The organism is Streptomyces sp. NPDC003034 (genome assembly GCF_053591375.1).
On the sequence record NZ_JBSFTS010000010.1, the window covers coordinates 145,491 to 164,322 of the forward strand.

An 18,832-nucleotide genomic window follows, 5' to 3' on the forward strand; every position below is an offset into this window, starting at 1 on the left:
GAGCGAGTACGTCCTCTCCCCGGCTCTCGGACGGCAGCGCGTCAGCCGAGGAACAGCCGCTGCCCCGGCTAGGCCAGCAGCGCGCCCGCCACCGAGGGCGGTACGGGGGCGAGGCCCGTCGGCCGGGCCGTGAAGGTCCCCCGGCCCTGGGTCCGGCCGCGCAGCCGGGACGCGTAGCCGAACAGCTCGGCCAGCGGCACGGCTGCCGTGATCACCGCGGTCCCGGCCTGGGCCGTAGACCCCGACACCCGGCCGCGGCGGGCCGCGAGATCACCGAGAACGGGCCCGACACCGTCTTCCGGGACGGTCACCCTGACCTCCACGACCGGCTCCAGGAGCTCGACGGTGCTGGCGCGGAGCGCCTCGCGCAGCGCGAACCGGCCCGCCGCCCGGAACGCCGGCTCCGAGGAGTCCTTGGAGTGGGTCGCCCCGTCGGTGAGCGTCACCCGCAGCCCGGTCACCGGGAAACCGCCGAGCGGGCCCTCGGCGAGGGCGTCGCGGCAGCCGGCCTCCACCGCGCGTGCGTACTCCTGCGGCACGCGGCCGCCGACCACCGCCGACCGGAACTCGAAGCCCCCCTCCGCCAGCGGTTCGACGTCGAGGACCACGTGAGCGAACTGCCCGGCGCCACCGTCCTGTTTGACATGGCGGTAGACGAGGCCGGTCACGCCGCGTACGACGGTCTCCCGGTAGGAGACCTGCGGCCGGCCGACGACGACCTCCAGCCCCTGGGCGCGCCGGATCTTCTCCACCGCCACCTCCAGGTGGAGTTCGCCCATCCCCGACAGCACCGTCTGGCCGGTCTCCGCGTCGGACCGCACCGTCAGCGAGGGGTCCTCCTCGGCCAGCCGCGCCAGCGCCGACGCGAGCCGGCCCGTGTCACCGCTGCGGCGGGCCTCGACCGCCACCGACACCACCGGTTCGGCCACCGACGGGGGCTCCAGCAGCAACGGGGCAGTCGGCGCGCACAGGGTCGTGCCCGCCCGGGCCGCCTTCAGCCCGACCACGGCGACGATGTCACCGGCGACCGCCTCCTCCCGTTCCTCGTGCCGGTCGGCCTGCACCCGCAGGATCCGGCCGACCCGTTCCGTACGGCCCGTGCCGGCGTCCAGTACGCATGCCCCCTTGCGCAGGGTGCCCGCGTAGACCCGCAGGTAGGTGAGCCGCCCGGTCGCCGTCGCCGTCACTTTGAAGGCGAGGGCCGCGAAGGGCTCCGCCGGGTCCGGGGCGCGCTCCTGCTCCGCGCCGCGGTCCACGCCCCGTACCGGAGGCATGTCGGCGGGCGACGGCAGGTACGCGACGACCGCGTCCAGCAGCGGCTCGATCCCGCGGTTGCGATACGCCGAGCCGCACAGCACCACCAGGCCCTCCCCGCGCAGGGTCAGCTCCCGCAGAGCGCGCACCAGAGTCCGCTCACTGAGCGCCGCCGTCGCGCAGAACTCCTCCAGCGCGTCCGGATGGAGCTCGGCCACCGCCTCCTCCAGGAGCCGGCGGCGCCGCTCCGCCTCTTGCCGCAGCGGCTCCGGCACCGGCCCGGTCTCGTACGTGTCGCAGCCGGCGGGCCAGAGCAGCGAACGCATCGTCAGCAGGTCCACGACGCCGGTGAAAGCGTCCTCCCGCCCGATGGGCAGCTGGACCACGAGGGGGACGGCGCCCAGCCGCTCCCGGATCGAGGCGACGGCCGTGTCGAGATCGGCGCCCGCACGGTCCAGCTTGTTGACGAAGGCGATCCGCGGCACCTGGTGCCGGTCGGCCTGGCGCCACACGGACTCGCTCTGGAGTTCGACGCCCGCGACGGCGTCGAACACCGCGACCGCCCCGTCGAGCACCCGCAGGGACCGCTCGACCTCGTCGGCGAAGTCGACGTGGCCGGGGGTGTCGATCAGGTTGACGCGATGCCCGTGCCAGGAGCAGCTGACGGCGGCGGCGAAGATGGTGATGCCGCGGTCGCGTTCCTGGGTGTCGAAGTCGGTGACGGTCGTTCCGTCGTGGACCTCGCCCCGCCGGTGGATGGCGCCCGTCGCGAACAGGATGCGTTCGGTGATCGTGGTCTTCCCCGCGTCGACATGGGCGAGGATGCCCAGATTGCGGACGGTGGTGGGGGTGGTGGTGGGGGAACTGGTGACGAGGGGTCGGTCGGTGGTGCGCATGGCCCGTGGCCTTTCACGTGCTGAGGAAGAGGGCAGCGCGATTCCCGGGACGGCGGCCCCCCCCCGCCCGTGGGCCCGGCCGGGACGGCGCCGGCCTCTGCTCGGAGCAGCGGGCACACGCGGTCGCCGACAGCCCCGCCCTGGGCGGCAGAAGCCCGGGCGGGTGGCGTACGGGAGCGGGAAGGGGAGACCTAAAGGTGCGTCACGGGGACACGGTGCCGGCCGCGCAGCCGGCACCGCCCGCGGTGAGACACCGGGATCACGTCGTACCGGGACGGGGGAACGAAGGCGGCGGTGCGGTGGACGCGCATGGCCCGTTCCCCTTCTCTTCACTCGGCATGAGATGCGCGGTGCCCGGTCGGCAGCGTGCCCGCCGAGTCTATGAGCGCGGTCGTCCGGGGGCACGCGGTTTTCCGTCTGCCAGGTCGAAGACGGCACGAGCAGAAGGTGCCTGACTGTCCGTCTGGTGGCCCGGGGGCGGCTGACGGGAGGCCGCGCCGAGGAGGAGCGGAACCGACCCCGACTCCGGCCCACGGTGGGCGGATCGGTGGAGCCATCGGTTCCGCAGCCCGGCGGGCTCTGTTCCCCGCCGCAGTTCCGTCCCGCCGTCCGCTTCCGCAACCCCCGGCGCGGGTGGGGAGAGGGGCTGCTTCCCGGGCGGAGGGAGTGAGTACGGTTCGGTCATGCAGAACATCGGGCTGGAGCCTCAGCGGGGGCACGCGCTTCTCCTGGCCGGGGATGTCGCGGTGCGCCGCCGCACCGTTCAGGTGGCGCCGAGTGCCAACCTGGCCGCGCTGGGGATGGTGCCCGTCTCGATGCTGTTGAACAGCGAGCTGCCCTCCGACACCACGTATCTCGACGGGGCGCGGGACCCGAACACCGTGCTGACCCGGCTGCGCACGGCGGCGGCCACGCCGGGCCCGCTGCTGGTCTACCTCTCCGGCCGGCTGACGGCCGACCGCCGGGGCAGGCAGCTCCATTTCGCCCTGGCGGGGACGACGCCGGGCACGGTCCGCTACACGGCACTGCCCTGGGAATGGCTGGGCGCCGAACTGCGCGGCCGCCCGGCCGGCCTCCCCACCGTGCTCCTGCTCGATCTGGTCGCGGACAGTACCGCGTGGCCGGTGCTACAGGAGTACGGCAGCCTGCCGGCCTCCCCCTGCGCGGAGGTGTACGGAGTCGTCTCCCCGCCCGCCTTCGCCGGCGGAGGCGACGGCGTCAGCCCCTATACGCGGCAGTGGATCGACCAGCTCCGCCGCAGCCCCGGCCGGCCCCCCGGCTTGCAGCTGCACGCCCTGGCGGTGGGAGCCGCGGCGCTGCCCCCGGGCGCGATGGTCCTGCCGACGGCCCGCGAGCTGGGCGCGCCCGCCGGGCCGGGGCGGTCCTTCTCCCCGGCGACCGGGAAAGACACCGGCCCGGCGGCCGCAACCACCGGCGGCCACGGCTCCTGGTTCCCGCCGCGGACTCCGGCGGCCGCGCCGCTCTCGCCGGCCGGCGGGTCCGGACAGGCCCCACCGCTCCACCCGCCGCCGAGGCAGCAGGTCCCGGCCCGGCCGCCGACGCCGGCCGGCGCCGCGGCCCACGATCCGCGTCCGCGCATCCACGCGCTGGCCGTCTCCGGCCGGCACGTGGAGGCGGCCACGCTCGCGCAGGCGTGGGAGCAGCACGTCCTGCAGACCTACGGGTACACCTCACCGGCGGCGACCCAGTGGCTGGAGATCCGCGCCGACCTCGCACGGATGGCGGGCGATTTCCGGCTCGCGACCCGGCTGTGGACCGGTGCGGGCCGTACCCGGCTCGCCCAGCAGCCCCCGGACGCACCGGAGGTCCAGGCCGCGGCGGCCGGCGCCCTGTACTGCTGGAGCCGGCTCAAGGACCGGGCCGCCGCCATCGAGGCGGGTCCGGAACTCATCAGCCTCCTGCGTGCCCTGCCGTCCCTCGATCCGCGCCACCTGAAACTGGCACAACAACGGCTGGAGTTCCTGCACCGCACCCCCACACCCAGCCGGCGCTGACCCGCACCCTGGGTAAGCCCCCCTCCCCGGGCCCGCACCCGATGGGCTACGACAACTTCGTGGGGGAGTCGTTGGTCGAGGAGTTCGGGAGGCGTGTGGCTCCGGGGCTGAGTCACATGCCCTGGCCGGGGGGAGGCCAGGGCCCCTCCGCGCGCTCCCCGGGGGACGGATCATGCACGCCGGTGCTTCAGTCGAGATCGATGTCGAAGAGCGTGTACTTGTCATGTCGGGTGAGGGTTGCTTCCCCGGTGGCACCTCGATAGGCACCGGTTCCGCCCAGTACCGCCGCGGTCCAGGAGTGCGGGCCGGGGCCGGTGCGTGTCTGCATGGATCCGATGTTGATGCTGCCCTCACGGGTCTGGGCGACGCCATGGCAGTGGGAGACGAGCTCATTCGCGGTGACGTGGACGACGCTGCACTGTGAGCTGGACTCGCCGATCCTGCGACCCGGCTTGCCGTCCTTGGCCTCGTACAGGGTGCGGTAGACGGACCAGATGTCGCCCACCCGCGCGGTGGGAGTCTGGGTGCTGGTCTCCTCCACTCCGATCCAGTGCAGTCTTTTGTCGGAGCGGGCCGGCTGGCTGGGGGACGGGGATGTGAAGGCGCTTGTGGCCAGAACTGCGCAGACGGCGGCGGTGGCGGCGAGAACACGGTGGGAGCGGTAGTGGGGCATCGGGCCTCCAGTGCGTGGGGGCAGTAGGGGTGACCAGATCGCCCTGGGAGGCTGGCGATCCGCAGTCCCACCGTGCACCGCTTGGGGTGGCTTTCGTTGTTCGGCAGGCCGACTGTCACCCGTCGGTGCCGCGCAATGACTCCCCTGGCCGATGGCCCGGCCAGCGGCCGCCGTCGAACACGCGGTGTGCGGACCGGCCAGCCGCCAGGTCCCTTTCAGGAGCGTGCCGCGCACTGTGCTCAGGCGATTCCCACCGTGTACGCGGCGCGGTATCCGTCACCGTCGGGGGTGAGCGAGAGGGTCAGAGAGGCGCCGGAGGACCGGTAGCGGTCGTCACGGGCGTTGGGCTGTTCCGGGACTTGCCGCTGCGCGTAGGGCTGGCGTGTGTACAGCTCCTTGAGCAGGTCTTCGGGGAAGAAGAGCTGAGAGGAGGTTTCCGTGTGGTTGTCGGGCCGGACCTTGAAGTGGATGTGGGGGGCGAGTTCGGCGTACCAGCCGGGCACGATGGTGCGGAAGGTACACCGGCCGGCGCTGTCGGTCATCTGGGTGCCGCGCAGGAAGGTGGCGCCGTTGCTGGAGTAGTCACCTGCCGCGTCGGCCTGCCAGACGTCCACGGCGGCTCCTTCCAGCGGCCGGCAGCCCTGGGAGCTGCGGACGATGGTGAGGTCGAGGCGGAAGGGGATGCCCTCGCGGTCTTCCGTGATGTCGGAGCGCACCCGGTCCAGGTCGAGGTAGTAGGGGCCGGCGCCCCACTCGGTGGTCAGGACGCAGGCCGGGGTGGTCGCTTGGGGCAGAGGATTCGAGTGGGCCGCGGTCTGTTCGGGGCCGTGGCCGGTCGCGGAGGCGGCGAAGGCTGACGCCAGTGTGGCCATCCCGGCCGTACCCGCTGCCAGGAGGACAGCGCGACGGCTGGCGGGGGAGGGGGCGTTTTCGGGCATGAGGGAATCCCTTGGATGATCTCGGGTGCTGGGCTGCACGGTTGCCACGGCAACCGTGCCCCAACCCGCAGGGTCCGGTGGTCATCGACACGGCGTGCAGAGGCTGACTGGTTGACGGGACCACCCACACTCGGCAGCACCCACACTCGGCACCTGCCACCTGCCACCTGCCACCTCCAAGCTTGGCCCGCAGCCCGTGCAGGCGCGCCGCGGAGGTCAGTGCGGAAGTTGGCGGGCTGCACCCCTGTACGTTCAGTCGGCCGGTACGGCACTGGCACTGGCACTGGGGCTCGGGCTCGTGGTTGTGATGCCGGGGGCCCTGTCGTGGCAGACGGTTCCGTGGGCGGGCAGGGTGCCGTTCAGAAGGTAGTCGTCGACTGCCTTCCTGGTGCAGGGGCCTTTGGTGTAGAAGCCGTGGCCGCCGGAGGCGTTGGTGATCAGGCGGGCCCTGTCGAGCTGGCCTTCGACGCTACGGGCCCACTGCGCGGGGGTGGCGGCGTCGAAGGAGTTCTGCACGAGCAGGATCTCGGGCGCGCCTTCTGCTTTCAGTGCGCGTCCGGCGTTGGGCAGGGGTTTGGCAGGCCAGTCGGTGCACGCGTACCGGCCGATCATCATCATCCGGCCGAAGACGGGGGCGGCCTTGTCGACCTCGTCGGCCGTCTCCTCGACGGCCGACGCAGTGCGCTGATCCGCGCGCAGGTGCAGGCAGCGCACCGCGAAACCCCCGCCCATGTCGGAGGAAGCACCCGTAGCGTCCCCGGTGATGAGGCGCAGGTAGGCGGCCAACGGCGTGGTGTCGCCCTGAAAAGCGGCCCCGAGGGCTTCCTGCGCGGCCACCCACAGCTCTTCGGCGAACAGCGTCTGGTTCAGCCCCCCGGCCAGATCCCAGCCGGTGATGACTGCGCCGTCGGCGGCTTTGACCGGCTGCTGGTTCAGCCGTGTGATCAGGTCGTCGATCCTCTTGGTGACCTCGGCTCGCCCGCCGCCCATGGGGCAGTCGCCGCTGTCCAGGCAGCTCTGGACGAACACGCCCAGCGCCGTGTCGAACGCCGCCCCTTCGGCCGCGGTGTCAGCGGGCCATACGCTGGGATCGACGACCGAGTCCAGGACCATCCGCCCGGTGCGGCCGGGGAATTGCTGGGCATAGAACTGGCCGAGCAGCGTCCCGTACGACAGCCCGTAGTACGCCAGCTTCTCGTCACCGAGGACGGCCCGCACCACATCCAGATCGCGAGCCACGCTGTCGGTGCCGACGAAGGGCAGCAGGTCACCCGCCTGCGCCGCGCACGCCTTGGCGTACCCCCGCCCGATCGTCCGCACATCAGCGTCCGCCGCCTTGTCCAGGCGGGCCTCTTCCTGCGCGGTCAGACACCGCACCGGCGAGCTCTTTCCCACCCCGCGAGGGTCCATCCCCACGATGTCGTACCGGGCCCGCACCGCGGGGGAGAACTCCGTGGCGCTGTCGTACACGTACCCCAGGCCCGACCCGCCCGGGCCGCCGGGATTGGTCAGCAGTGACCCGACGCGCCTGCCCGGCTCCGTGGCGGGCAGCCGGTTGACGGCGACTTCGATCATGCGGCCGCCCGGCCGGCTGTAGTCCAAGGGCACGCGCACCGTCGCGCACTGCAATCCCTTGGGGGCGTCGGCGGGGACATCCCCGGCGGGGCACGCGCGCCAGGTGACGTCCTGCTCGTAGAACGTGCGCAGGTCCATCCGCGCGGCCGCAGCGCCACTGACCGTCTGCCCGCCGCCGCTGCCGCAGCCGGCCGCCACGGCGCCCGCCAGGAGCGTGCTGGTCACGATGAGCTTCGCGCGCATGAGCGGTGCCATTCCATGAGCCGGATGCAACAGCCGGGTACACCATGCGTCCGGTCACTTGCCCCGGCCCAGGCATGGTTGGTCCACGGCGACGCTACGGCCGCCGCCTGCCGGACGCCTGCCCGGAGCACCCACACGGCTGAACGGCGTTGAGAGGCGAGCACTGGTGGTGCATCGGTCTGCCGGCTTAGCGGAGTTGACCTTCTACCCGATGCCCTGCCGGTCGCTCCGCAGGGCGAAGGCGCTGTCGGCCGGATCGGAGAGGGCCTGGTGCACGGAGAGTTCCAGCAGGGCCCTGTGCCGGAGCAGCGGTTCTCGCCGCTCGTGGGGCACGAGCGGGAGGAGGTCGTCGATGCCGGCGAGCATGCGGCGTGTGACTTGTGCCTGGGCGGCGGCCGCGGCACGGATTTCGGTCAGGCCGAGATCGACGAGGTCCGTCCACTCCGGTCCGGCCTGGACGAGCCGTACCTGGCCGGCGCGGTCGCGGTGGAGTACGGGACCCAAAGGGCGGGTGCCCAGTGCTGCCAGGAGGTGCACGATGCGGTCCAGACACTGCACCGCGGTCGTGGGGTCGTTGACGGCCGGGGACAAGGCCCGCAGGGCGATGTCGGCCAGCTGCCTCAGCCCGAAACCCAGGTCCCGCTGCGCACCGCGGTCGCTCCCCACCCATACCACCGATCCCGTGGTTGCCGACGGGGCCGGCCAGCGGCCGCCGTGCACCGCCAGCAGCACGGTGCCGGGCATGACGTAGTCCCCGACACGCAGGATGACCCGCAGGACCACGTTGTGCCGGCGGGCCAGCCCGACCAGCCGCTCCACGTCCACCTCGCGCAGCACCCCGGCCCGCCCCCGGTGCTGGAGCACCCCGGTCTGCGCCGGCAGCTCAACCGGCCCGACTTCCGCGACCGCGTGCCGGGCAACTGCGCGCAGTGCTTCCCGTGTGATGCGGTCGACGACCGGCCCCACCTGCATCAGCCGGACCGTGGACGTCACATACGCGATGAACAGCAGCAGACTCAAGCCGACCATCAGGAGTGTGACCAATGACTGCAGGAGTGGCACCGGCGTGCCACGGCCGGGTGCCACCGTGTCGTTGTACGAGGTGAGGACCAGCAGCGAGAAGACGAAGGTCGACAAGAAGACCGTCAGCGTCAGTTTGGTGATCCGGCTGCGGACGAAGATGCGGACCACCCGGGGCGTCAGCTGACCGCTCGTCATCTGGAGCGCCACCAGGGAGATGCTGAACACCACCCCGAGGAAAGTCATCATCGCCTGGCTGACCGTTGTGACGATCGCCTTGGCGTCCTCCGTGAAGTCCCGCACGCTGATCCCGGCATCCACCAGAGCGGTGACCAGTTCCTCGTCCGCTACCCGGGCGGTATTCCACAGCAGGCATGTCAAGACCAGCCCGGCGGCGGGAGCGAACCACAGGGTGTCCCGCAGATGCTCCCTCATCCTCAGCAACCGCCACGGTTTCCTGAATCCGGGCAAAACGTTCATGAGGGGACAATAGCGAGGACGGCTACTGGTCCTCCTCCTGGGGAACCAGCCGGGTTGTCCGGGGACGGTGTTTCTTGCGCGGCTCCGGCTACTGCGCGTCCAGAGCCCTGTGAACCGCCCACCCGGCAACTCCGCACAGCCGGGATACCTCCGAACAGAGGAGTCGGGAGCACGCCTTCGGGCGAACCCTCCCGTCCGGGGCGAACCTTTTCGCCCCGGCTGCCGAAGGAAAGGGCTGGCGGCCCCTTCCGGGGCCGCGCGGTGCTTCACTGCCGCTGCCGTAATGCGAGGAGATGCCACGTGTCGCGTGTTTGGAAGAGTGCCGGTCTTGCCATGGCGGTCGCCCTGGCGGTCATGGGCGGAGCTTCTGCGGCGTCCGCGGACGCCCGCGCCGTCGGGGTCGCGGCCCACTCCCCGGGTGTCCTGTCGGGCAACCTGGTCCAGGTCCCGATTCACCTTCCGGTCAACCTCTGCGGGAACAGTGTGAGCCTGATCGGGGCCGCCAACCCGGCCACCGGCAACGTCTGCGTCAACGCCTGAGGCTGAGGCCCGCCTCGTCCCGGACCACGGCCTGGCCGGGACGAGGCCTTCCCCCGGGCGGAGCCACGGAAGCCCGGACCAGGGCTTGGGCCTAGAGGTCGATCCAGTACCGCCGCTTGCGACCGATCAGGGTCTCGCGGGTGTCCTCCAGTACGCCGCCGCAGCGCTCGATCGTGCGCACCGATGCCGCGTTGTCCGGGGTGCAGGTCAGCAGCACCCTGTCCATTCCCATGATCCGGGCCTCGTGCAGGACCGCCGCCAGCGCCCAGGTGGCCAGGCCGCGCCGGCGCGCCGAGGGCCGGATGCTGTAGCCGATGTGGCCGCCCGCGTCGAGCAGGAGCGCGTTCAGGTAGTGCCGCAGGTCGATGGCCCCCAGATACGTGTCCCCCTCGGCGATCCACCAGTACGTCGCGTGAACCCGCCCCTGCTCCACCGGCCGCGTACGGTCCCCGTAGCCCCGCAGACGTTCCACCCAGGCGGCGAAGCCCTCCGGGCTGTCCACGTCGTCGTCGGAGCCGAGGCCGGCGCCGTCCATGTGGGCATCGGCACCCCACTCCGCGCGTGAGGCGAGCCACGAGGAGTGGAGCCGGGGGGTGGGGGCGACGAGTTCGGGCATACGCCGGACCCTAACAGCCGGGCCGTCCGGCCGACGGGTCGCTTCCGGTCCTCGTCGGCGCAGTGGCCGGCGAGGCCACCGGCCCCCTTCCGGCAGACAGTGCTATGCCGCTGGCCTCGGACAACGGGCGATTGGTGTGATTACTTCCCTACCCGGCGGGCAGGCGGGGGGAGCGCCGTGCGTCCACGGCCGGTCGCCCGGGCCGGGAGCAGTTCCGGGTGCCGGGAGAACGGGCGCGCGCTCACCGAGGGTCGCGCTCACCGAGGGCACGGAGAAGAGGGTGGTATCGATGGACGCACGAGCGGACACCCATGGTGATCGCCCGGCCTCCGCGCCCACGGAGTACGACGCCGGACCCTTCGTACCCGCCAGGGGCGCAATGGAGGACCTCAGGCGGGCCGCGGCCTCCTGCCGCGGCTGCCCGCTGTTCGAGGACGCGACGCAGACGGTGTTCGGAGCGGGCCCGGCCGAGGCACGCCTCGTACTCGTCGGGGAACAGCCCGGAGACCAGGAGGACCGCCGGGGCGAACCCTTCGTGGGGCCCGCCGGAGCGCTCCTGCACAAGGCGCTGAGCGAAGCGGGCATCGACGACGAACCCGTGTACTTCACCAACGCCGTCAAGCACTTCAAGCACACGGTCGCCGAACGCGGCAAACGCCGGATCCACAAGGCGCCCAGTCTGCGCGAGATGAAAGCCTGCCGGCCCTGGCTCGCGGCGGAACTGCGGGTCATCGACCCCGATCTGGTCATCGCCCTCGGCGGCACGGCCGGAAAGGCCCTCCTCGGAAACTCGTTCCGGGTGACCGAGCAGCGCGGCGTCCTGCTGCCCATGCCTGACCCGGACGCCCTGGGCGAGAGCCCGGCCGGGACCGCGCCGGGGCACGCGCGACTGCTCGCGACCGTGCACCCCTCGGCCGTCCTGCGCGCCCCCGACCGGGAGGCCGCCTACCGGGGACTCCTCGCCGACCTGCGCGTCGCCGCGAAGGCGCTGAATTGAGCCGCATATTTCGGGGAGACGGCGTGGGTGAACGCTCCCGGACCCTGCGCAATCTGGTGCGCCGCTATCGGGAGCCCGCCGTCGTCCAGGCGGTCCGCTCCACGGCCGCCGCCGTCGTCTCGTACGTCGTCGCGCTGCAACTGAGCAGCGAGCCCGCTCCCCTGACCGCTCCCCTCACCGCCCTGCTCGTGGTGCAGGTGACGCTGTACACCACGCTCACCACGGGGGTCCGGCGCGTCAACTCGGTGGTCGCCGGAGTCCTCATCGCGATCGGTTTCAGTGCCCTGGTGGGGCTGACCTGGTGGAGCCTGGGGCTGATCATCCTCGCCTCCCTCGTCATTGGCCGCGTCGTGAAGGCGGGCGAGTTCGTGCCCGAAGTGGCGATCAGCGCGATGCTGGTCCTCGGCGTGACCAGGGTGGCGGACACGGCGTGGGACCGGGTGCTGGAGACGCTGATCGGTGCCGCGGTCGGTCTGCTGTTCAACGTGCTCTTCGTGCCGCCGGTCTGGGTGCAGCCCGCCAGCGATGCCATCACCGACCTGGCCGAGCGCATGCAGACCCTGCTGCTGCACATCAGCACCGCCCTGGGCGGCCGCACGACCGTCGAGGAGGCCGCCGCCCGGCTGCACGAGGCACGCCGGCTCGACAACGACATCGCGCTGGTCGACGCGGCGCTGCGGCAGGCGGAGGACAGCCTGCGTTTCAATCCCCGGGTCCGCGAGGGCACGTTGTTCCGCCTGGTGCTGCGCACGGGGCTCGACACCCTGGAGATCTGCGCCGTGGTCCTGCGGGTGTCCTGCCGGACGCTGACCGACCTGGCCAAGGTCCGGGCGGAGGACGGCCCCCTCCTGCCCCACCCCGTCACCGGCGCCCTGCAGGACCTCTACGGGCATACGGCCATCGCCGTCGAGTCCTTCGCCGAACTGATCACCGCCCAGGTCAGCGCCAACGCCGAGGAGGCCGAGGCCCGGCTGACGCAGGAACTGCACACCGCGCGCGTCAGCCGGGACCGCCTCGCCGATCTGCTGCTGGAGGAGGTACGGGACCACCCGGAGGAGTGGCATCTGTACGGGGCGCTGCTCGCCGAAGCGGACCGCGTCCTGGACGAGCTGGGCGTGGAGAAGCGCTCGGAACGGCTCCTGGAGGAACTGGACCGGCACTCCCGCACGCAGCGGGAACGCTATCCGCGCCTGCACCGCATGGGTCAGCGGGTACGCCGGACGTCGGTCGGGGCGCGCGCCTCGGGCCGGAAGAAGGCCGGGCGCCGGTAACGGCGGTCAGCTGTCCCCTGAGAACCACCGGCCCTCGCCGCGGTGAGAGAAACGGTTCCTCTGGCGCGCCTGGGCCTGCGAAGGGCTTCCCCGGAGGCAGGATGTGCTCTCGGGCTGCGGCAGTGCGCCCGCCAGTGCGGCCAACTGGCAGCAGGAAGGGCACCACCATGACGGCCTCTTTCCATACGGTGATCCAGTGCGCCGGCAACACGGTCCTCATCAGCGCGGCGGGCGAACTGGACGCCGCCGCCGGGCCGGTCCTGGGGCAGGTGCTGGACGTGGTCCCTCCGGAGGCGGCCGTCGCCCTGATCGACGTGCACGAGGTGCCCTTCATGGACTCCTCCGGCCTGCTGCTTTTCCTCGAACTGCACCGGCGTGCCGAGCACCGCGGCTTCCGCGTGCTCGTCGTGGGCTGGCAGCCCCAGCCCCGGCGGCTCATGGGGTCGATCGCGGGTCTGCCCGGCGCCGGACCGTACTCCGCCAAGCACAGCGCTCTGGTCGGCTTCCGCCGCATGATCCAGGAGCGCGCCGAACGTGAACGCCACCGCGCTGCCGGCGAAGCGGCCGAGGGGGAGAGCCTGCCCCTCGGGTAGGTGCGCCGCGGGTGGCCCGTCGAGCCGCGCCGTACCGGGGCCGCGCCGCCGGGTGACCCTCCCGTGCCTGAATAGGGCGCCGGGGCAGGGGAAGGGGCGCTGTGCGGACGGTGTGCGGCCGTCCCGTGGCCGCAGTCCGCCCACACCTCAAGGAGTACATGATGGCTCAGAAGATTCGAGAGATCATGACCGAGCGTCTGGTCACGGTCGGCGAGGGCACCTCCGTCCACGACGCCGCATGCCGCATGCGCGACGAGGGCATCGGTGACGTGCTGGTCACCGACGACGGGCATCTGCGCGGTCTGGTCACCGACCGGGACCTGGTCGTTCGCGCCCTCGCCGAGGGCAAGGATCCCGAGAACACGACCGTCGGCGAGATCTGCAGCGCGGACGTCGTCAGCGTCGGCCCCGACGACGACGTCGACCGGGCCGTCAGCCTGATGCGCGACCACTCACTGCGCAGGCTGCCCGTCGTCGAGGGAGACCGGGCCGTGGGCATCGTCTCCCTCGGTGACCTCGCCATCGAGCGCGACGAGAAGTCCGCGCTCGCCGATATCAGCGCCGCCGAGTCCAACACCTGACGCGTCGGCCCCGGCCGTGGCGCCGGCCCCCGCCGCACGGCGGGGGCCGGCGCCACCATGCCGGGGCCGGGTCAGCAAGCGGGGGAGGCCGTCCCCTGGAGGAGCTGCTTGAGCTGTTCCTGATGCAGGTCGGCGACGGGAGCGAGGAGGTCGGGGTGGCGGAGCAGCGCCGCCGCCTGCCAGTCGTTCTCGGTCGGATGGGTCAGGCGCCGGAATTCGACGGCTCCGCCCGTCGCGCGCTCCGTCCCCGGTAGGGCCGTCAGAGCCGCGCTCACCAGGGCGGGGGTGCCCAGCAGGCAAGCGGCCCAGCTCGCCACGACCTCGTCCACCCAGCTGCGCCACGCGTGCGGCTGGGTGTCGTCGTCGGACCCCTCGGGCTCGGCGCCGGTGATCCAGTCGAGCCGCGCCGAGCCGCCGGGTCCCAGGAGCCCCATCAGCTCTGCGTCCAGCTCCGTGGGGTACCGCAGCCACGCGGCGACGGTGACGGCCTGGCGGGCCTGCGCCTCGGCCAGACCGCGCTGGAAGGCGCCCCCGGCGGCCGGGTAGGCGTGGGTGAGCCACTGAGCCGTCGCGGCTATCAGGGAGGAGAGGGGGGAGTCTGCGGACACGGTGGCCAATTCGGAGTAAGAAGCGGGGCGAATGGGGGAGGACGGGACTCTATCGCCTCAGGGCCATTTGCGGAATGGGCCAGGTCACAGTGCATGGGTGAGGACGCGGGGCCGACACGCGGAGCGCGTGGAAGCTCGCTCCGCGGGGTCGGCGGGTTTCACTGAGGACCGCAGCATTTCGGAGCACATTGCGGAGAAGGGACTCCCCATGGGGCACGGCGGAGACGTGATCGCGGAATTGATGGCCGACCACCAGGAGGTCGAGGAGCTTTTCGCCAATATCGAGGAACTGCCCTCCGGTGACCCCCGGAGAAAGCAGTACGCGGACCAGGTGACCATGGAACTCGTCCGGCACTCGGTGGCGGAGGAGGCGTACCTGTATCCCGCCGCGCGGAAACACCTGCCGAACGGCGACAGCATCGCGGACAAGGAACTCGAAGACCACGCCGCGGCGGAGCGCACCATGAAGGCGCTTGAGGGGTGCGACGCCGACGACCCCCGGTTCGATGAGATGATCATGCAGCTCATGGCGGAGATCCGGGCGCACGTCGCCGACGAGGAGAACGACCTCTTCCCGCGCCTGCGGGCCGCCTGCTCGCAGGACGTACTCGACGGTCTCGGTGACAAGGTGCGCCAGGCCAAGAAGACGGCGCCCACCCGCCCGCACCCCTCCGCCCCGGACAAGCCGCCGGCCAACAAGCTCCTGGCCCCCGGCGTCGGGCTGGTGGACCGGCTGCGCGACGCGATGACCGGGCGCGGCAAAGAGCCTTCCTGAACAACGGCGTCCGCCGACGAAGCCGCGTCCGCCGACGAAGCCCCTTCCAAGACGGCTCTGCCAGTCTTGGAAGGGGCTTCGGCAGGTCCCTCAGGGGGTGCGCTGGATGGGACCCCACCGGCCCGGCTGCATCGTGATCTCCTTCGTGGCCTCCTCGATGACGCCGAGTTCGATCCAGGCCAGCGGCTCCACGTCACCGACGAGGGGCTCGTTGTCCGGTCCACGGCCGACTTCCCTGCCCTTGAGCAGCCACGGCCGCACGTCGGCACCTCTGATCCGGGGGAGGTGGCTGTAGTCGTGCAGGCGCCGCGCGACCCAGATCCGGAGCGGCCGGTTTCCCCACCAGGGTTCCACGGCGAGCGGGTTGGCCGACAGCCCGGGCAGCGGGGTGCCGGTGAGCTCGTCAGAGCTGCGAGCCGTACGCGTACGCGCAGTCGACTCCCCGCCCGAGCCCCTGGCCGGGTCCCTCCCCGGGTCGGCGCCCGGGGCCGTGCCGAGGTCGGTGTCGGGGCCGCGCGACCAGCGTACGTACACCTGCGCGGTGTCCGTCAGCTGTTCGGCGACCTCGTCCAGGCTCCTGAGCGTCGGGAGCCGCGCGTCCCCATCCACCTGGTCCTCCCGGGTAGTGCAGTGCTTCCAGTCCGCCGCACGGCCATCTCGCGGTGCGCGGCGTCAGCGGGCGCCTGCCCAGGCGGGCGCCGCTCCTAACGTCCACGCCGCCGCGCTCTTCTTGCCCGAGCGTCACGGCTCAGGGCCGGTCCAGGACCGGTACGGCGCCCGCTCAGCGGTCCCGGGTCGGAGCAGGCGTGCCCATGGCCCAGCGGATGGCCGCTGTCATCGCGTGGCCCGTGGGCCGCACGCAGGCCTTCTCCACCACCGCCGGCAGCCAGGGCAGCCCCAGCTCCGACCGCGCCCAGTCCGGGAGCATGCCGACCGCGTTCGCGGCGAGCACGGCATACGGCGGGCGCGCGACGAGGGGGAGAGGCGGGTGGAGGACGATGAAGCGCGCGGCGTCCCGTGCTTCGGGCGTGCCGCGCAGTTCCGGCCGGTAGGCGAGCAGCCGCTCGGCGAGCTCCGCCCTGTTGAGCGGCGGATCCGGCACGCCGAGCGCGGTGGCCACGCGAGCGGTGTCGGCGATGTAGGCGTCACAGCCGGCTCCGTCGAGCGGGTGGGCGCCGTACCGCTGGTGCGCCCGCAGGAAACTGTCGATCTCGGCGATGTGGACCCAGGCGAGCAGATGCGGGTCACCGGCGTGGTACGGCTCGCCGCTGGCGGTCGTTCCGCGTATCCGCTCGTGAACGGCCCGTACGTGATCGACCGCCTGCTGCGCGTGCTCCGCCGTCCCGTACGTGGTGACCGCGAGGAAGGTACTCGTGCGGTGGAGCCGCCCCCACGGGTCCCCGCGGAATCCGGAATGGGCCGACACAGCGGCCATCGCCAGCGGGTGCAGGGACTGGAGCAGCAGCGCGCGCAGCCCTCCGATGAACATCGAGGCGTCGCCGTGGACCCGGCGGACGGGCCGCTCGGGGCCGAACCAGCGCGGCCCGGCCGTGCCGTGGATGCGGGCCCGGTTCGCCGGACCGGCGTCACCGGCGACGCGGTGGAACAGGCTGCGGCCGAGTTGTTCCCGCAGCCCGGCCAGCACAGGGGCGGACGACGCTGCCATCCCTCCATTGTGGTCTTCGGCCCGGCTCCTGTCAGCAGTGCGCGGTGGCCGTCGCCCGATCCGGGGGCGTAGGGGGCGCAGTGGCGTAACCCGGCGTGCCCGCTCGCGCGGGGCTCCGCACAGTGGAGGGCAAGAGCGGCGGCAGCGCGGTCGAACCCTGCGTCGGCCACCGCCGGACCGAGGAAAGGCACAGCGGCATGGGCGGCGCGGTATACGGAAACCTGCACGGCAAGCAGGCCCTGGTGACCGGCGGAGCGCGGGGCCTGGGCGCCGCCATCTCGCGGAGGCTGGCCGACGCCGGCGCCTCCGTCCTGGTGGCGGACGTACGCGAGGACCTGGCGCAGGAACTGTGCGCCGGGCTGATGGCAGCCGGAGGCAAGGCGCGCTTCGTCGCGATGGACGTCTGCGACGCGGGCGCGGTCGCCGCGGTCCTGCGGGAGACCGAGGAGGACGGCCAGCGGGTGGACATCCTCGTCAACAACGCGGCCGTCGACGTCTCGAAGCCGATCGAGCACCTGACGGCCGAGGAGGTCACACGGGTGGTGACCACGAACCTGCTGGGGCCGATGTACCTGTGCCTGGAGACCTACCGCCGGATGATCCGCCAGGGCGGAGGCCACATCGTCAACATCCTGTCGACCGCGGCGAACCGGACGTGGACGGAGGCCGGTCCGTACTCGGCGAGCAAATCGGGACTGCGGGCCTTCACGCACACCCTGTTCAAGGAGGCTCAGCGGGACTGCCCGGGCATCGGCGTCACGGGCATCATCGCCGGCGGTATGGAGACGGCGTTCATCCTCGACCGCTTCCCCGACGCCGACGTCTCCATGCTGCAGAGCCCGGAGATCGTGGCGGACACGGTGCTGTACGCCCTCTCGGTGCCGGCGGGCAGCGCGGTGTCGGAACTGGTGGTCGTCCCCCGGCGGGAGCCGTCCTGGCCGTGACACCGCCGGGTCCGCCGCGCCGGCCGGCTCCCGGATTGTCGGGGCCGGCGGATGCCCGCCCCGCCCCGGCCGACGGGCTAACGGCCCGTGAATCACCTCAATGCCGTATCCCCGCGTGCCGAAGGGCGCGGTCCGACGCAGGGTGAGCACAACTCGAAGTCCGCTCGTCAGAGGAGGTTTCCATGAACACAGCAGCCCCACGCCGCTGGGAGCACGCCGTCGTCACCGGCGGTGCCGGTTTCGTCGGCTCCCACCTGTGCACCGCCCTGATGGACGCGGGTACGGACGTCACCTGCCTGGACGACTTCAGTACCGGACGCCCCGAGAACATCGCGGACCTGCGGGACCGGCCCGGCTTCGTCTTCCACCAGGCCGACGTCTCCCAGCCCTTCACCGTCGAGCGGCCGCCCGATCTCGTCCTGCACTTCGCCTCGCCGGCCTCACCCGCCGACTACCTGCGGCTGCCGCTGCACACCCTGGAGACGGGCAGCCTCGGCACGCGCAACGCGCTGGCACTGGCCCACAAGGCGGGCGCCCGCTTCATACTCGCGTCCACATCCGAGGTGTACGGCGACCCGCACGAGCACCCGCAGAACGAGCGGTACTGGGGCAACGTCAACCCGGTCGGCCCGCGCAGCGTGTACGACGAGGCCAAGCGCTTCGGTGAAGCGCTGACCACCGCCGACGCCGGCGCGCACGGTACCGACACCGGCATCGTGCGCCTCTTCAACACCTACGGTCCGCGGATGCGCGGCTACGACGGCCGTGCCGTCCCGACCTTCGTCCGCCAAGCCCTGGCCGGCGAGCCGCTCACCGTCACCGGCGACGGCCTCCAGACCCGGTCGCTGTGCTACGTCGACGACACGGTGCGCGGCATCCTCGCCGCGGCGGCCCACGGGATGCGCGGCCCCGTCAACATCGGCAATCCGAACGAGATCACGATGCTGGAACTGGCCCAGTGGGTCATCGAACTGACCGGTTCCCGCTCCGAGATCCGTTTCGTGGAGCGCCCCACGGACGACCCGGCGGTGCGCTGTCCGGACATCACGCTGGCGCACGACAAGCTCCAGTGGGAACCGACGGTGACGGCCGAAGAGGGACTGCGGCGGACCATCGCCTGGTTCCGCGCGCACCCGGACAGCTGACC

At 72.2% G+C, this 18,832-nt stretch carries 18 protein-coding genes; 9 read left to right on the forward strand and 9 right to left on the reverse strand.

What is annotated here, in order from left to right:
- Nucleotides 1–68: 68 nt before the first annotated feature.
- Nucleotides 69–2,150: an elongation factor G gene (gene fusA / locus ACWDX7_RS13760; protein ID WP_451491589.1), complete on the reverse strand. Its 2,082-nt coding sequence runs from the start codon at nt 2,148–2,150 to the stop codon at nt 69–71.
- Between the two features lie 683 nt (nt 2,151–2,833).
- On the opposite strand from fusA, the gene ACWDX7_RS13765 reads away from it, so the two are divergent.
- The gene (locus ACWDX7_RS13765; RefSeq protein WP_451491588.1) at nt 2,834–4,165 is read left to right on the forward strand and encodes a hypothetical protein; all 1,332 of its coding nucleotides are present in this window, start codon (nt 2,834–2,836) and stop codon (nt 4,163–4,165) included.
- Nucleotides 4,166–4,352: 187 nt separating this feature from the next.
- Here the strand turns inward: ACWDX7_RS13765 and ACWDX7_RS13770 are convergent, their stop codons facing one another.
- The 4 genes from ACWDX7_RS13770 to ACWDX7_RS13785 form a co-directional block, all read right to left on the reverse strand.
- A complete protein-coding gene (locus tag ACWDX7_RS13770) occupies nt 4,353–4,838 on the reverse strand; it encodes an allene oxide cyclase barrel-like domain-containing protein (protein ID WP_451491587.1) in 486 nt (161 codons plus the stop codon).
- Nucleotides 4,839–5,077: 239 nt separating this feature from the next.
- The gene (locus ACWDX7_RS13775; protein WP_451491586.1) at nt 5,078–5,776 is read right to left on the reverse strand and encodes a dioxygenase family protein; all 699 of its coding nucleotides are present in this window, start codon (nt 5,774–5,776) and stop codon (nt 5,078–5,080) included.
- 252 nt (nt 5,777–6,028) lie between these two features.
- Nucleotides 6,029–7,594 carry an alpha/beta hydrolase gene (locus ACWDX7_RS13780; RefSeq protein WP_451491585.1) on the reverse strand — a complete coding sequence of 522 codons (1,566 nt, stop codon included), beginning with the start codon at nt 7,592–7,594 and terminating at the stop codon, nt 6,029–6,031.
- Nucleotides 7,595–7,798: 204 nt separating this feature from the next.
- Nucleotides 7,799–9,094 carry a DUF2254 domain-containing protein gene (locus ACWDX7_RS13785; RefSeq protein WP_451491584.1) on the reverse strand — a complete coding sequence of 432 codons (1,296 nt, stop codon included), beginning with the start codon at nt 9,092–9,094 and terminating at the stop codon, nt 7,799–7,801.
- 300 nt (nt 9,095–9,394) lie between these two features.
- Here ACWDX7_RS13785 and ACWDX7_RS13790 point away from each other — a divergent pair, with 300 nt between their 5' ends.
- Entirely contained in the window at nt 9,395–9,634 is a 240-nt protein-coding gene (locus ACWDX7_RS13790; RefSeq protein ID WP_451750517.1) for a chaplin, read from the forward strand.
- Nucleotides 9,635–9,725: 91 nt separating this feature from the next.
- Here ACWDX7_RS13790 and ACWDX7_RS13795 read toward each other — a convergent pair whose 3' ends face one another.
- Nucleotides 9,726–10,250 carry a GNAT family N-acetyltransferase gene (locus ACWDX7_RS13795; protein WP_451491582.1) on the reverse strand — a complete coding sequence of 175 codons (525 nt, stop codon included), beginning with the start codon at nt 10,248–10,250 and terminating at the stop codon, nt 9,726–9,728.
- 289 nt (nt 10,251–10,539) lie between these two features.
- Here ACWDX7_RS13795 and ACWDX7_RS13800 point away from each other — a divergent pair, with 289 nt between their 5' ends.
- The 4 genes from ACWDX7_RS13800 (at nt 10,540) to ACWDX7_RS13815 (ending at nt 13,692) form a co-directional block, all read left to right on the forward strand.
- The gene (locus ACWDX7_RS13800; RefSeq protein ID WP_451491581.1) at nt 10,540–11,247 is read left to right on the forward strand and encodes a UdgX family uracil-DNA binding protein; all 708 of its coding nucleotides are present in this window, start codon (nt 10,540–10,542) and stop codon (nt 11,245–11,247) included.
- A gap of 23 nt (nt 11,248–11,270) precedes the next feature.
- Nucleotides 11,271–12,518, forward strand: coding sequence for an FUSC family protein (locus ACWDX7_RS13805; protein ID WP_451491580.1), 1,248 nt, complete (start codon nt 11,271–11,273; stop codon nt 12,516–12,518).
- Nucleotides 12,519–12,685: 167 nt separating this feature from the next.
- Entirely contained in the window at nt 12,686–13,111 is a 426-nt protein-coding gene (locus tag ACWDX7_RS13810; RefSeq protein ID WP_451491579.1) for an STAS domain-containing protein, read from the forward strand.
- Between the two features lie 161 nt (nt 13,112–13,272).
- The gene (locus ACWDX7_RS13815; protein WP_451491578.1) at nt 13,273–13,692 is read left to right on the forward strand and encodes a CBS domain-containing protein; all 420 of its coding nucleotides are present in this window, start codon (nt 13,273–13,275) and stop codon (nt 13,690–13,692) included.
- A gap of 71 nt (nt 13,693–13,763) precedes the next feature.
- On the opposite strand, the gene ACWDX7_RS13820 is transcribed toward ACWDX7_RS13815, so the two are convergent.
- Nucleotides 13,764–14,300 carry a hypothetical protein gene (locus tag ACWDX7_RS13820; RefSeq protein ID WP_451493324.1) on the reverse strand — a complete coding sequence of 179 codons (537 nt, stop codon included), beginning with the start codon at nt 14,298–14,300 and terminating at the stop codon, nt 13,764–13,766.
- Between the two features lie 208 nt (nt 14,301–14,508).
- On the opposite strand from ACWDX7_RS13820, the gene ACWDX7_RS13825 reads away from it, so the two are divergent.
- Nucleotides 14,509–15,075 carry a hemerythrin domain-containing protein gene (locus tag ACWDX7_RS13825; RefSeq protein WP_451493325.1) on the forward strand — a complete coding sequence of 189 codons (567 nt, stop codon included), beginning with the start codon at nt 14,509–14,511 and terminating at the stop codon, nt 15,073–15,075.
- A gap of 90 nt (nt 15,076–15,165) precedes the next feature.
- Here ACWDX7_RS13825 and ACWDX7_RS13830 read toward each other — a convergent pair whose 3' ends face one another.
- Together ACWDX7_RS13830 and ACWDX7_RS13835 are read right to left on the reverse strand one after the other, a co-directional pair.
- Nucleotides 15,166–15,684, reverse strand: a complete 519-nt coding sequence (locus tag ACWDX7_RS13830) for a DUF6098 family protein (protein WP_451493326.1) — start codon at nt 15,682–15,684, stop codon at nt 15,166–15,168.
- A 172-nt stretch (nt 15,685–15,856) separates the two neighbouring features.
- Complete coding sequence (locus ACWDX7_RS13835) at nt 15,857–16,741, reverse strand: oxygenase MpaB family protein (RefSeq protein ID WP_451493327.1); 885 nt, start codon at nt 16,739–16,741, stop codon at nt 15,857–15,859.
- Between the two features lie 197 nt (nt 16,742–16,938).
- Here ACWDX7_RS13835 and ACWDX7_RS13840 point away from each other — a divergent pair, with 197 nt between their 5' ends.
- Both ACWDX7_RS13840 and ACWDX7_RS13845 read left to right on the forward strand, forming a co-directional pair.
- Complete coding sequence (locus ACWDX7_RS13840) at nt 16,939–17,685, forward strand: SDR family oxidoreductase (protein ID WP_451493328.1); 747 nt, start codon at nt 16,939–16,941, stop codon at nt 17,683–17,685.
- Nucleotides 17,686–17,867: 182 nt separating this feature from the next.
- Entirely contained in the window at nt 17,868–18,830 is a 963-nt protein-coding gene (locus ACWDX7_RS13845; RefSeq protein WP_451493329.1) for an NAD-dependent epimerase/dehydratase family protein, read from the forward strand.
- The last annotated feature ends 2 nt before the right edge of the window (nt 18,831–18,832 follow it).